At 52.3% G+C, this 12,422-nt stretch carries 10 protein-coding genes and 1 pseudogene; 9 read left to right on the top strand and 2 right to left on the bottom strand.

Features of this window, described 5'->3' with window-relative positions; all coding sequences use genetic code 11:
- The first annotated feature begins 5 nt into the window (after positions 1–5).
- The 8 genes and pseudogenes from ACLD11_RS10110 to foxA all read left to right on the top strand — a co-directional run bounded on the left by ACLD11_RS10110 (position 6) and on the right by foxA (position 9,480).
- The gene (locus ACLD11_RS10110; protein ID WP_411014867.1) at positions 6–2,978 is read left to right on the top strand and encodes a type III restriction-modification system endonuclease; all 2,973 of its coding nucleotides are present in this window, start codon (positions 6–8) and stop codon (positions 2,976–2,978) included.
- Between the two features lie 277 nt (positions 2,979–3,255).
- The gene (gene ssaA / locus ACLD11_RS10105; protein ID WP_000934834.1) at positions 3,256–3,357 is read left to right on the top strand and encodes a small effector SsaA; all 102 of its coding nucleotides are present in this window, start codon (positions 3,256–3,258) and stop codon (positions 3,355–3,357) included.
- A 116-nt stretch (positions 3,358–3,473) separates the two neighbouring features.
- Positions 3,474–4,877 carry a cytochrome ubiquinol oxidase subunit I gene (locus tag ACLD11_RS10100; protein WP_000393711.1) on the top strand — a complete coding sequence of 468 codons (1,404 nt, stop codon included), beginning with the start codon at positions 3,474–3,476 and terminating at the stop codon, positions 4,875–4,877.
- A complete protein-coding gene (cydB, locus tag ACLD11_RS10095; protein ID WP_183058706.1) occupies positions 4,874–5,884 on the top strand; it encodes a cytochrome d ubiquinol oxidase subunit II in 1,011 nt (336 codons plus the stop codon). The genes ACLD11_RS10100 and cydB overlap by 4 nt, the downstream gene beginning before the upstream one ends.
- A complete protein-coding gene (locus ACLD11_RS10090) occupies positions 5,830–6,015 on the top strand; it encodes a DUF2474 domain-containing protein (RefSeq protein WP_305954967.1) in 186 nt (61 codons plus the stop codon). Before cydB ends, ACLD11_RS10090 begins: the two co-directional genes overlap by 55 nt.
- Positions 5,934–6,126 (top strand): annotated as a pseudogene (locus ACLD11_RS10085) (hypothetical protein). The gene ACLD11_RS10090 and the pseudogene ACLD11_RS10085 overlap by 82 nt, the downstream one beginning before the upstream one ends.
- 95 nt (positions 6,127–6,221) lie before the next feature.
- Entirely contained in the window at positions 6,222–7,226 is a 1,005-nt protein-coding gene (foxR, locus tag ACLD11_RS10080; RefSeq protein ID WP_088524231.1) for a ferrioxamine uptake transcriptional regulator FoxR, read from the top strand.
- Between the two features lie 145 nt (positions 7,227–7,371).
- Positions 7,372–9,480: a ferrioxamine B receptor FoxA gene (gene foxA / locus ACLD11_RS10075; protein WP_141028734.1), complete on the top strand. Its 2,109-nt coding sequence runs from the start codon at positions 7,372–7,374 to the stop codon at positions 9,478–9,480.
- A gap of 40 nt (positions 9,481–9,520) precedes the next feature.
- Here the strand turns inward: foxA and ACLD11_RS10070 are convergent, their stop codons facing one another.
- Positions 9,521–10,153, bottom strand: a complete 633-nt coding sequence (locus tag ACLD11_RS10070) for a LysE family transporter (RefSeq protein ID WP_000433131.1) — start codon at positions 10,151–10,153, stop codon at positions 9,521–9,523.
- A 231-nt stretch (positions 10,154–10,384) separates the two neighbouring features.
- On the opposite strand from ACLD11_RS10070, the gene yahO reads away from it, so the two are divergent.
- Entirely contained in the window at positions 10,385–10,660 is a 276-nt protein-coding gene (gene yahO / locus ACLD11_RS10065) for a DUF1471 family periplasmic protein YahO (protein ID WP_000848026.1), read from the top strand.
- A gap of 135 nt (positions 10,661–10,795) precedes the next feature.
- On the opposite strand, the gene prpR is transcribed toward yahO, so the two are convergent.
- Positions 10,796–12,421 carry a propionate catabolism operon regulatory protein PrpR gene (gene prpR / locus ACLD11_RS10060; protein ID WP_411014856.1) on the bottom strand — a complete coding sequence of 542 codons (1,626 nt, stop codon included), beginning with the start codon at positions 12,419–12,421 and terminating at the stop codon, positions 10,796–10,798.
- Position 12,422: the final 1 nt, after the last annotated feature.

Genomic DNA, 12,422 nt, shown 5'->3' with positions numbered 1-12,422 from the left:
GGATGATGATGAATATTTTACTGGAAGAACTTCCCCATCAGGAACAGGCGTTAGCGGCGATTCTGGCGAGTTTCACCGGTATCGATCACGCTCAGGCCGATCATAATCACTATGCTAATCCGCTGATTAAGGAACGTTACGACGATAAGGCCAATATTGACGTTAAAATGGAGACCGGGACGGGTAAAACCTATGTCTATACCCGGTTGATGTATGAACTGCATCAGAACTACGGCCTCTTCAAATTTGTGCTGGTGGTGCCGACGCCAGCCATTAAAGAAGGTGCGCGGAACTTTATTACCAGCGATTACGCCAGACAGCATTTTTCACAGTTCTACGAAAATACGCGGATGGAACTTTGCACCATCAACGCCGGTGATTTTAAAGTAAAGTCGGGGCGTAAAAATTTTCCGGCCCAGTTATTAAGTTTTACTGATGCCAGCCGTCGTGATAGCCATACGATTCAGGTTTTGCTGATCAATGCGCAAATGCTCAATTCCGCCAGTATGACGCGAGACGATTACGATCAAACGCTACTGGGCGGGTTGACGTCGCCTGTTAAAGGGCTGCAAATGACGCGACCGGTGGTCATTATTGATGAACCGCATCGTTTTGCGCGAGATAACAAATTTTATCGAGCGATTCAGGCCATTCAGCCGCAAATGATCGTCCGCTTTGGCGCTACCTTCCCGGATATTGTCGAAGGTAAGGGTAAAAATAAATGTGTACGTAAAGATTACTATCGCCGACAACCGCAGTTTGATCTCAACGCGGTGGACAGTTTTAACGATGGTTTGGTGAAAGGTATTGATATTTATTACCCGAATCTCCCCGAAGAACAGGCCAACAATCGTTATATCGTTGACAGCGTCACGGCAAAGAAATTAATCCTCCGACGGGGGAGCAAAATTGCCGAGGTTGGCGTGGGCGAAAATCTCGCCGATGTCGATGCAGGATTTGAAGGCAGTATCGAATATGCCGGCAGTAAAATGTTGTCGAACGATCTGGAGCTGGAGGCAGGGATGGCGCTGGTGCCAGGAACCTTTGGCGCGAGCTACCAGGAACTGATTATTCAGGACGCCATCGATAAGCATTTTGACACCGAGCAGGCAAATTTTTTACGCAGCAATGAGCCAGAAAATAATGCCCCGCGTATTAAGACCTTAAGCCTTTTCTTTATTGACAGTATTAAAAGCTATCGTGATGACGAAGGCTGGTTGAAAGTCACTTTTGAGCGTTTGCTGAAAAAGAAACTGACGCAACTGATTGACGATTATCAGCGCAAGACTCTGCCGCGAGAAGTGGAGTATCTGTCATTTCTGCAGGCCACGCTCGCCAGCCTGCACTCGGATAACCAAAACGTTCACGCCGGTTACTTTGGCGAAGACCGGGGAAGCGGCGATGAGGCGATCCAGGCTGAAGTAGATGATATTCTGAAAAATAAAGAGAAGTTGCTCAGTTTTTCAGACCATCACGGCAACTGGGAAACGCGCCGCTTTCTGTTTTCAAAATGGACGCTTCGCGAAGGTTGGGATAACCCGAATGTTTTTGTCATTGCTAAATTACGTTCTTCCGGTAGCGAGTCGAGCAAAATTCAGGAAGTGGGGCGCGGCCTGCGGCTACCGGTAGATGAAAACGGCCATCGCGTTCATCAGGAAGAGTGGCCGTCCCGGCTGTCGTTTCTGATTGGTTATGATGAAAAAACGTTTGCCAGTATGCTGGTTGATGAGATTAATCGCGACAGCAAAGTTCAGCTTAACGAGCAGAAACTGGATGAGGCGATGATCACACTCATCGTCACCGAGCGACAAAAAGTCGATCCTGCGTTTACGGAGCTTCGTTTGCTGGAAGATCTGGATGATAAAAAACTGATCAACCGGAGTAATGAGTTTAAACCCAGCGTCACGCTTAACGGGGAAACCAAAAGTGGTTTTGCGTGGCTACTGGAGTTCTACCCTGAGCTGACGCAGGCGCGGGTGCGAGCGGATCGCATTCGTGACAATAAGCCCGCCTCCCGATTGCGAGTCAGGTTACGCAAAGAGAATTGGGAACAACTTAGCAGTATCTGGGAGCAGTTTTCCCGCCGTTATATGCTGCAATTCGAGCGTAGCGGCGCTTCTCTGGAACAGATTGCCGCCGAGGTGCTGCGCGATCCGGCGCTGTATATACGCCAGAAGCCAAGCCAGGTGCAACAACGGCTGGTATCGAATGAAGATAATGGCCGTTTTGAAGTGGCACAGCGGGAAGGCGAATTAGCCGCCAGCGAATTTATGGCGGGCATGAAATATGGCCATTTTCTTAAGCAACTGGCGTTACGCACCAGTCTGCCGGTTAACTTCCTGCATCCGGTGTTAATGGCGATGCTGCGTGATGTTTTGCACGGAGATTCACACTATTTAAGCGAGATCTCGTTGGACAATATGACCCGCGCATTACAGGTGCGGATTAATGCGCATTTTGCGCAGCGCCACGATTATCTGCCTCTCGATTTTCAGGCTTCAACGTCGGTATTTGATTCCACGGCACGGCAGTTCAGAGAGGAGATTAGCGCTGAAATTGTCGGGAAAAATGTGGATGAGAATGCGATAGACGATCCCCGTTCTCTCTATCAAATACCGCCGTTGCGTTATGACAGCGTCGATCCAGAATTGCCGCTATTAAAATACGATTATCCGCAACAGGTTTCTGTGTTTGGCAAACTGCCTAAGCGGGCCATTCAGATCCCCAAATATACGGGGGGCTCTACTACGCCGGATTTTGTGTACCGTATTGAGCGTCAGGACGCCGACAGCGTTTATTTACTGGTTGAAACTAAAGCAGAAAATATGCGCGTAGGCGATCAGGTTATTCTTGATGCGCAACGTAAATTCTTCGATATGCTGCGTCGGCAAAATATCAATGTCGAGTTTGCGGAAGCGACCAGCGCGCCGGCGGTATTTTCTACGATCAATGGCTTGATTGAGGGGAAGGCAAACTAACGGGTTTGAATGGACCTTAACGGTTATCTTTTTGATAGACCATATAAAATGGCCGCCGCGCAGCGAGCGTTGCGGTCATTCTCCCTGCGCTAATCCCCCCGTCCCGTAAACCGCGTTGACTTGAAGGTTATCGTTTTACGTCTATTCTTAACTTTCAGCTAAGCGTATTTTGCTGAAATTGCAAATAGTCTTGAGGACGCTGTTTTTTTGTTTTGCCGTTATTTTTATAACGGCCGGGTAGATATTGCCAATTGAATGTAACTAAGGGAGACATGTTATGCTAAATAGATACTACCGTTTCGCTGTCGAAAAAGACGACCCCTCCGAAGCGCCAGAGTCGGGCGATAAGCCTGACAGCCAGCCGCAAAAAAAATCGTAATTTATCTGGATATTCCCCGACGTTTTTACGTTTGGGGAAAATAACCGTTTCGTTTCAACCTGGTTGCGAACAGTGAATATTTTACACGAAGTGACTATATATAAACGGGAGGGAACATGGAGTTTGATGCATTCTTTTTAGCGAGACTCCAGTTTGCCTTTACCGTCTCTTTTCATATTATTTTCCCCGCGATTACGATTGGCTTAGCCAGTTACCTGGTGGTACTGGAAGGTTTATGGCTAAAAACGCGTAATCCTGTCTGGCGCTCGCTCTATCAGTTCTGGCTCAAAATTTTTGCCGTCAACTTCGGGATGGGCGTGGTCTCCGGTCTGGTCATGGCTTACCAGTTCGGAACGAACTGGAGCGGTTTCTCCCAGTTCGCCGGCAGTATCACCGGGCCTTTATTAACCTATGAAGTGCTCACCGCATTCTTCCTGGAAGCGGGATTCTTAGGCGTGATGCTTTTTGGCTGGAACAAAGTCGGGCCGGGCCTGCATTTCTTGTCTACCTGTATGGTGGCGTTGGGCACGTTAATGTCGACGTTCTGGATTCTGGCGTCTAACAGCTGGATGCATACCCCGCAGGGATTTGAAATTCATAACGGTCAGGTGGTCCCGGTGGACTGGTTCGCGGTGATTTTCAACCCGTCGTTCCCGTATCGCCTGTTGCATATGTCCGTTGCGGCGTTTTTAAGTAGCGCGATGTTTGTCGGCGCGTCCGCTGCCTGGCATTTACTGAAAGGTAACGATACGCCGGCTATCCGCCGTATGTTCTCGATGGCGTTATGGATGGCGGTCGTGGTGGCGCCCGTTCAGGCATTGATTGGCGATATGCATGGCCTTAACACCCTGAAGCATCAGCCGGTCAAAATCGCCGCGATTGAGGGGCACTGGGAAAATACGCCCGGCGAGCCAACGCCGCTTACGCTGGTAGGCTGGCCGGATATGGAGGCAGAACGGACCCGCTATGCGCTTGAGATCCCGGCGTTGGGCAGTCTGATCCTGACGCATAGCCTGGACAAACAGGTGCCTGCGCTAAAAGATTATCCCAAAGAGGATCGCCCCAACTCTACCGTGGTGTTCTGGTCTTTCCGTCTGATGGTGGGCATGGGCGTACTGATGATCTTCCTGGGGCTGGCCAGCCTGTGGCTACGCTACCGACGCCGACTGTATCATTCGCGGCCCTTTATGCACTTTGCGCTGTGGATGGGGCCGTCCGGGCTTATCGCCATCCTTGCCGGATGGGTGACGACTGAAGTAGGACGTCAGCCGTGGGTGGTCTATGGCCTGCTGCGAACGCGTGATGCGGTTTCCGCGCACAGCACCTTGCAGATGAGCATCAGTTTGCTGGCCTTCTTTGTGGTCTATTCCCTGGTCTTTGGGGTTGGCTATATTTATATGATTCGCCTTATCCAGAAAGGGCCGCAGCCGGCGGAGACACCGACCGCTGAAACCGATGGCAGACCCGCGCGTCCTATCTCTGCCGTGGGAGAATCGCTTGAGCAGGAGAAACGCGAATGACCATCGATCTTCCGGTTATCTGGTTTGCTATTATCGTGTTCGCCACGCTGATGTATATCGTAATGGATGGGTTCGATCTGGGCGTCGGTATCCTGTTTCCGTTTATTCGCGATAAACACGATCGCGATGTTATGGTGAACTCGGTCGCGCCAGTATGGGACGGGAACGAAACCTGGCTGGTGCTGGGCGGGGCCGGGCTTTTTGGCGCGTTCCCGTTGGCTTATGCCGTCATCACCGACGCGCTGACTATCCCGCTGGTGGTTATGCTGCTTGGTCTTATCTTTCGCGGCGTCGCTTTTGAATTCCGTTTTAAAGCCACCGAGTCGCATCGCGCGTTCTGGGATAAATCCTTTATCGTCGGGTCAATCCTGGCGACCTTTGCCCAGGGGGTTGTGGTGGGGGCGGTGGTGAGCGGTTTTCAGGTGGAAGGGCGAACCTTTAGCGGTTCGCAGCTTGACTGGCTGACGCCGTTTAACCTGTTCTGCGGCGTCGGTCTGGTCGTCACCTATGCGCTGCTGGGCGCTACCTGGCTGATTATGAAAAGCGAAGATCCGCTGCATAGCCGGATGTGCGCGCTGTCGCGCCCGTTGTTGATCGTCTTGTTGTTGGTGATGGGAGGCGTCAGCATGTGGACGCCGCTCACTCACGACGACATCGCCGAGCGCTGGTTCACGCTGCCCAATTTATATTACTTCCTGCCAGTGCCTGTGCTGGTGTTGGCTTTTAGCGTCTGGCTATGGCGCAGCGTGAAAAAACCAGAATCCCATGCGCGTCCATTTATTCTCACGCTAGGGCTGATTTTTCTGGGGTTCAGCGGGTTAGGCATCAGTATTTGGCCGAATATTATTCCACCGGATATTTCGCTGTATGCCGCCGCCGCGCCGCCGCAAAGTCAAAGCTTCATGCTGGTTGGGGCGCTGATAATCATCCCGATTATTCTGGCTTATACCTTCTGGAGCTACTACGTCTTCCGTGGAAAAGTGCGACATGGAGAGGGATATCACTGATGGTTAAAGTGAAAAAATGGTCGCGGCGAGTCGTATGGATGGTCGCGATATGGTGCGCCAGCGTGCTTCTGCTGGCGGGCGTCGGAATGTTGTTCAGACTGCTCATGACCTCCGCAGGATTTCGCTCCTGACTGATACCCCCCGGACGCGCTTTCGTCTTTGGCGAAAGCGCGTTTTTATCGACAGATCGGTGTTTATCGATCACGGTTGCTCGCCTTATCCCTCCCCTCAATGGCGGTTGATAATTATTCTCATCTTTATTGTCGTTCCCGGGCCGCAGTGATATGGTTACACAGTGGCTAACGCTCTGGTATAACGCAGATAAACGGTATTGATAATGTCTCCGATCTCCTGTCACTCTTCCGCCGCTCCGGCGATGAAAAAGATCTTTTCCGTCAGCGACTTCATCGCGTTTGGCGAGCGTTATGGCATTGATTACCGCTTCCCTGCGTTACCGCAGTATACGCAGAGTAGTCCCGTACTTCATGGCGATATCGAAGAGATAGCGCTTCCCGGCGGGATTTGCATTACACGCTCGGATGTTCACGTGTTACAACCTTATGAAACCACCTCTCGCCATAGCAGTCCGCTGTATATGCTGGTGGTGTTGGAAGGTAACGTCGCGCTGGCTGTCAATGAGCAGACCTTTTTGTTGAGCGCGGGGATGGCGTTTTGCTCGCAACTGAGTGAGCAGCAGACGATACGCGCCCATCACGGCGCAGACAGTAAATTGCGCACCTTATCGCTGGGAATGTACCCGGACGGCGGGTGGCGGGAGCGTTTGCCTGTCTCGCTGGCAGACGAGTGGGAACGTAGCGCGGCCTCGGCGAGGGTCTGGCAGGTGCCGGAGTTTCTGCTTTCAGGGCTACGTTATGCGCAGCAGCCCGGACCTCATGCGGCGTCACGCCAGTTAATGCTGGAAGGCATCATGCTGCAATTGCTGGGCTATGCGCTAAATCTATGTCAGCCCGCAACGCAAAAACGCGGGCTTCCCGTCACCGGTGAATACCAGCGGCTGGAGCTCATTCGGCGTTTACTGGAGCAGACGCCGGAAAAAGCCTACACGCTGAACGAACTGGCGCATCGGGCGGCAATGAGTCCAAGTAGCCTGCGGTGCAAGTTTCGCCATGCCTATGGGTGTACCGTGTTTGATTATCTGCGCGATTGCCGCCTGGCGCGCGCGCGTCGTTATCTGATGGAGGGATACAGCGTGCAGCAGGCCGCCTGGATGTCAGGCTATCAACATGCCACAAACTTTGCGACGGCATTTCGTCGGCGTTATGGCTGCTCGCCCGGCGAGCTGCGTGACGCGTCTCTGACGGCGTCCCGACACTGTGCGTAACGCGCCCCGCCAGAGCGGTAATATCCGCCGCTAACCCGGTTTTCTGCCGCTTTGGGTGATTTTTTATCATTGCGCATAGGCAATCTGGCGTTACGCATAGTGGTCCGTTATCTCTAAAAGGTAATAATTCTTATTTACAATAAAGATGCCTTTGGAGATGTTCATGTTTGCGACAACGCGTATGGCGCTATTGATAGGCGGAGCTATCGGCGGCGCGACTTTTCCTCTTTCTGCCCAGGAAACCACAAAAAATGATACCGTCATTGTCACCTCGCCCGTTCAGAGTGGCGCGACCAAGCTGGCGACGCCAGATATTGAAACGCCGCAGTCGGTATCCATTATTACCCGCCAGCAGTTTGAAGAGCAGGGCGCAACCAGCGTGCGTCAGGCGGTCAGCTACACCCCAGGCGTATACAGTAATCAGATAGGCGCCTCTAACCGCTTTGATTACATCGTATTGCGTGGTTTTTCGGACGGTAGTCTGGATAACGTCTATCTCGACGGGTTAAAAATGATGGGCGACACCAATTCGCACAGTTCGTTGGTGGTTGACCCCTGGTTTCTGGAAGATATCGAGGTGGTACGCGGCCCGGCGTCCGTTCTGTATGGACGTTCATCGCCAGGCGGCATTGTCGCGTTGACGTCGCGAAAACCGGCGTTTGATGCCGGGGGAGAGGTGAAGCTGTTTGCCGGCAATCACAACCAGCGCGGGGCGGCTTTTGATGTGACCGGCCCACTGGATGACAATGAACGTGTGGCGGCGCGTCTTAGCGGCATGACACGTTACGCCGATTCGCAGTTTACCCCCTTGAAAGAGGAACGTTATGCGCTGATGCCGAGCCTGACCTGGCGAATTACCGATCGGACGCGTCTTGAGCTTATGGCCTATCTGCACCGTGATCCGCAAGGCGGTAGCCACTCCGGACTGCCTTATCAAGGCACGGTTGTACCTTATAACGGCGGAAAAATTTCTAACACTTTCTTTGAAGGTGAAGATGACTACGACAAATACGATCGCCGTGAAAATATGGTGGGTTATAACATTGAGCATCTGTTCGATAACGGCTGGTCGGTACGGCAAAAATTGCGCTATTTGCATACCAAAGTGACGTTGAATCAGGTCTATGCCGCAGGTTGGTTGAATGAAACGGCGCTGAATCGCGGCTATTCCGGCTCCGGGGAGAAAATGTCGGCTATCGCGCTGGATAATCAGCTCGACGGCAGTGTGGATACCGGGGCGATTAATCATCGTCTGCTGGTGGGGATCGATTATCAGGATCGCAGTAATCATACTACTGGCTATTATGGCGCGTTTCCGCCGATTGACGCTTTCAACCCTGTTTATGGCGCTCAGCCGGATTACATTACGTTGTATAGCCGTGAAAAACATAAGCTGCGGCAGACCGGATACTATTTACAGGATCAGATGTCATGGGATCGCTGGCGTTTTACGTTGGGTGGTCGTTACGATCGGGTCAGCGTGTCTAACATCGACAAACTTCATGATTCACGCAGCGATCTCGATAAAAACAACGTCAGTACCCGTGCCGCGTTGCTTTATCTGTTCGACAATGGCGTCGCCCCCTATCTCAGTTATTCTACCGCGTTTACGCCGACCAGCTTCGCCGACGAAAACGGCAATGTGCTGGAACCGATGAAAGGCAAGCAGTGGGAGGCGGGGGTAAAATACGAACCGCTGGGGGGGAATAGCCAGTTTAGCGCCGCCGTGTATCGTATTAACCAGACCAATATCGCGACCAAAGAAGAACCTACCGATCCGTACCGCTCGATTGGTGAAATTGAGTCTAAAGGGGTGGAACTGGAGGCCATTAGCCATTTGTCGGATAGCGTCCGTTTGCAGGCGGCGTATACCTATACTGATATCCGTTATAAGAAAAGTAGCCCGCAAGAGCAGGGTAAGCGCGCGGTTTATGCTCCACGGAACCAGGCCAGCGCCTGGCTAAGCTACGATGTGAAAAGCGGTCTGTTAGAGGGGCTGACTTTGGGCTCCGGCATCCGGTACGTCAACGGCGTGACCAGCGATCGCCTGAATACCCACACGTTGCCGTCCTATACACTGGTCGACATGGTAGTTGGGTATGATTTATCCAGCATTGGGTTAAATGGCTTGAGCGCCCAGCTCAACGTAAATAACCTGACGGACAAACGCTATGTCGCTGCCTGTAATTCGCTCTCTTATTGTTATTTTGGCGCCGAGCGTAGCATTGTAGGCAGCGTGTCATGGGCGTTTTGATAACGCTTATCGTCCGGTAGCAAAGGCTACCGGGCAAACATTAGCGGTGCGTCACGCCTTCATAGAGAAGTCTGAGCGCAAACATCCCGATAATGGCGCCGATAACACGGCTGGCAATGCGCTGTATACGCCCATAAGCGCGGCGGACTGCGGGAAGCGAAAAGGCCTGGCTGAGAAAAATACGCCAGATAACGGATGACAGCACAATTCCGGCCCAGGCCATTAACCTTGCCCATGTGGGCGTTTCTGCGCTAAGCGTTACGGAAAAAATACTGATAAAAAACAGTACGGTTTGCGGATTGGATAAATCGGTCATTAATCCCCGGCGAAAGAAAATTGTCCACGGGGCGGCAATCGGCGTCTGGAGCGTGCTCATTTGCGGCGTCGCCTGGTGGCGAATACTGTTCCAGGCGAACCATAATAAATAGGCGCCGCCGACAATTTTGATAAGAGAAAATACCGCTTCGCATTGCGTAATGAGCGTCGCCAGACCGAAAAGCCCCAGCCCGGAATAAAAGGCGTCTCCCGTGGCGACGCCCAGGCCGGTGATGACTCCCGCCCGGCGTCCTGATGCGAGGCTGGTTTGCACCACCACAAACAGATTCGCGCCGGGATTAAAAAAGGTTAACACAAACAGACTGACGGTAAGCACAACGGCATGAAACGGCTCCATAGGCAACTCTTCTCTTAGCCTCAAGAAATAACCTTCATCTTATTAATAGTCAAACCAGATGATTGCGAGTGAGATCACAAAGCAGGGGCGTTTTAATCCGCGTTGTTACGCCGACAGAACGGGGGCTGACTGGATTTTTCCAGCAATCTACACTACTTATTTAATCAGTCCGAACGGCCTTTTTGTTCTGATAAAGCGATGATGGCGTAATAATAAAACGAGGGTTTTGCTATGAAAACTGGCTACAAGGTTATGCTTGGCGCATTAGCGTTTGTTGTGACAAACGTTTATGCCGCAGAAATCATGAAAAAAACGGACTTTGATAAAGTCGCCTCCGAATACACGAAAATTGGCACGATTTCCACCACCGGGGAAATGTCGCCGCTGGACGCCAGAGAAGATTTAATCAAAAAGGCGGATGAAAAAGGGGCGGATGTGGTGGTGCTGACGTCCGGGCAGACAGAAAATAAAATTCATGGTACGGCTGATATTTATAAAAAGAAATAAAAGCGTTGCATCATAAAAATACCCGCCTGGGTTTCCGGCGGGTATATTTATTCCTGGCAACCGGCATCCGTTTTGCCGGATGACGGCCTGCAGTAAACGTAGCGCCATCAGGCATTCAGGACGCTGTCATTTGTCTTAATTATCCGACTGGTCTTTGGCTCCTGCTTTTAAACGACGCCACAGAGTGGTGCGGCTAATCCCCAGATAACGCGCCGCCGCGGTCTTATCGCCCTTAAAGCGCGCCAGCACATCCTGTAGCGTGTGCGCATCCACGGTTGAAGGCGTCAGTTCTGCTGTGTTCACCATAAGCTCAGGTAATAACTGCCGCATAAACTGCCTGTCCAGCGTTGGCGCGGGATCGACGCTTAAAAAAAGCGCCAGGCGCTCCATCATATTACGCAGTTCGCGAATATTACCGGGCCAGCGCCAGGCCAGCAAAAGCGGCTGACACTGTGTTAATCCATGACGTATCGATTCGGTAAACGGAATTTCCATCGCCGCCAGCGACTGTTTTAAAAAGCTTTCCGCCAGCGGCAAAATATCAGCCTGCCGCTCGCGCAAAGAAGGAAGCGTCAGACGCAGAATACTCAGGCGGTAAAAGAGATCGGGGCGAAAACGTCCTTGCATTATTTCCCAATCCAGATCGCAATGCGTGGCGCTGATCACCCGGACATCCACCGGGATCGGCTGGTGTCCGCCGACGCGAGTGACGGCTTTTTCCTCCAGTACGCGCAAAAGTCGGGTTTGTAACGGCAAGGGCATTTCGCCGATTTCATCCAGAAACAGCGTGCCACCGTGTGCGATTTCAAACAGCCCCGCCCGGCCTCCTCGTCGTGAACCGGTAAACGCGCCCTCTTCATAACCAAACAGTTCCGCTTCCAGCAACGACTCGGTAATCGCGCCGCAATTGACGGCGACAAAGGGAGGGGATGGCTTATTCTGACGGTGAGGTTGGCGGTGAAAAAACGTCTGGTGAATCGCCTGTGCCGCCAGCTCTTTTCCGGTCCCCGTCTCCCCCTGAATCAGCACTGCCGCACGGGAGCGGGCATAGAGTGTAATCGTCTGGCGGACCTGCTCCATTTGCGGCGACTGGCCGCGTATATCACCCAGTTCATACCGGGTTTGTAATCCCTTGCCGGATGGGTAATCCACGCGCTGTCGCCGTGTCAGACGGGTCATATCCAGCGCATCATGGAAAGCCTGACGAACGGTCGCCGCGGAATAAATAAAGATGGCGGTCATACCCGCTTCTTCCGCCAGATCGGTAATCAATCCCGCGCCGACGACGGCCTCAATACCGTTGGCCTTAAGTTCGTTAATTTGCCCGCGCGCGTCCTCTTCGGTGACATAGCTTCGCTGTTCAAGACAGAGGTGAAACGTTTTCTGAAAGGCAAGTAAAGCCGGAAGGGTCTCCTGATAGGTCACGATACCGATAGATGAGGTGAGCTTTCCCGCTTTCGCCAGCGCCTGTAATACATCGAATCCGCTGGGCTTGATGAGGATCACCGGTATTGACAGGCGGCTTTTTAAATAGGCCCCATTCGAACCCGCCGCGATAATCGCGTCGCAGCGCTCGGTCGCCAGTTTTTTGCGAATGTAGGTCACCGCCTTTTCAAAGCCGAGTTGAATAGGCGTGATGGTCGCCAGATGATCGAATTCCAGGCTGATATCCCGAAACAGTTCGAACAGACGCGTTACGGAGACCGTCCAGATCACCGGTTTATCGCTATTATCGCGCGGAGCGCTGTGAGCAGTCGTCATC

Source organism: Salmonella sp. 741265116_PST, from assembly GCF_046567715.1.
Taxonomy (GTDB): domain Bacteria; phylum Pseudomonadota; class Gammaproteobacteria; order Enterobacterales; family Enterobacteriaceae; genus Salmonella; species Salmonella enterica.
This window is presented reverse-complemented; position numbering and strand designations above follow the sequence as displayed.

What these genes read in the sequence shown, in the direction of transcription:
- yahO (WP_000848026.1), top strand. Translation starts at nt 10,385, where the DNA reads ATGAAAACTGGCTACAAGGTTATGCTTGGCGCATTAGCGTTTGTTGTG.
- foxR (WP_088524231.1), top strand. Translation starts at nt 6,222, where the DNA reads ATGTCTCCGATCTCCTGTCACTCTTCCGCCGCTCCGGCGATGAAAAAG.
- foxA (WP_141028734.1), top strand. Translation starts at nt 7,372, where the DNA reads ATGCCTTTGGAGATGTTCATGTTTGCGACAACGCGTATGGCGCTATTG.
- ACLD11_RS10070 (WP_000433131.1), bottom strand. Translation starts at nt 10,153, where the DNA reads ATGGAGCCGTTTCATGCCGTTGTGCTTACCGTCAGTCTGTTTGTGTTA.
- ACLD11_RS10110 (WP_411014867.1), top strand. Translation starts at nt 6, where the DNA reads ATGATGAATATTTTACTGGAAGAACTTCCCCATCAGGAACAGGCGTTA.
- ssaA (WP_000934834.1), top strand. Translation starts at nt 3,256, where the DNA reads ATGCTAAATAGATACTACCGTTTCGCTGTCGAAAAAGACGACCCCTCC.
- prpR (WP_411014856.1), bottom strand. Translation starts at nt 12,421, where the DNA reads ATGACGACTGCTCACAGCGCTCCGCGCGATAATAGCGATAAACCGGTG.
- cydB (WP_183058706.1), top strand. Translation starts at nt 4,874, where the DNA reads ATGACCATCGATCTTCCGGTTATCTGGTTTGCTATTATCGTGTTCGCC.
- ACLD11_RS10100 (WP_000393711.1), top strand. Translation starts at nt 3,474, where the DNA reads ATGGAGTTTGATGCATTCTTTTTAGCGAGACTCCAGTTTGCCTTTACC.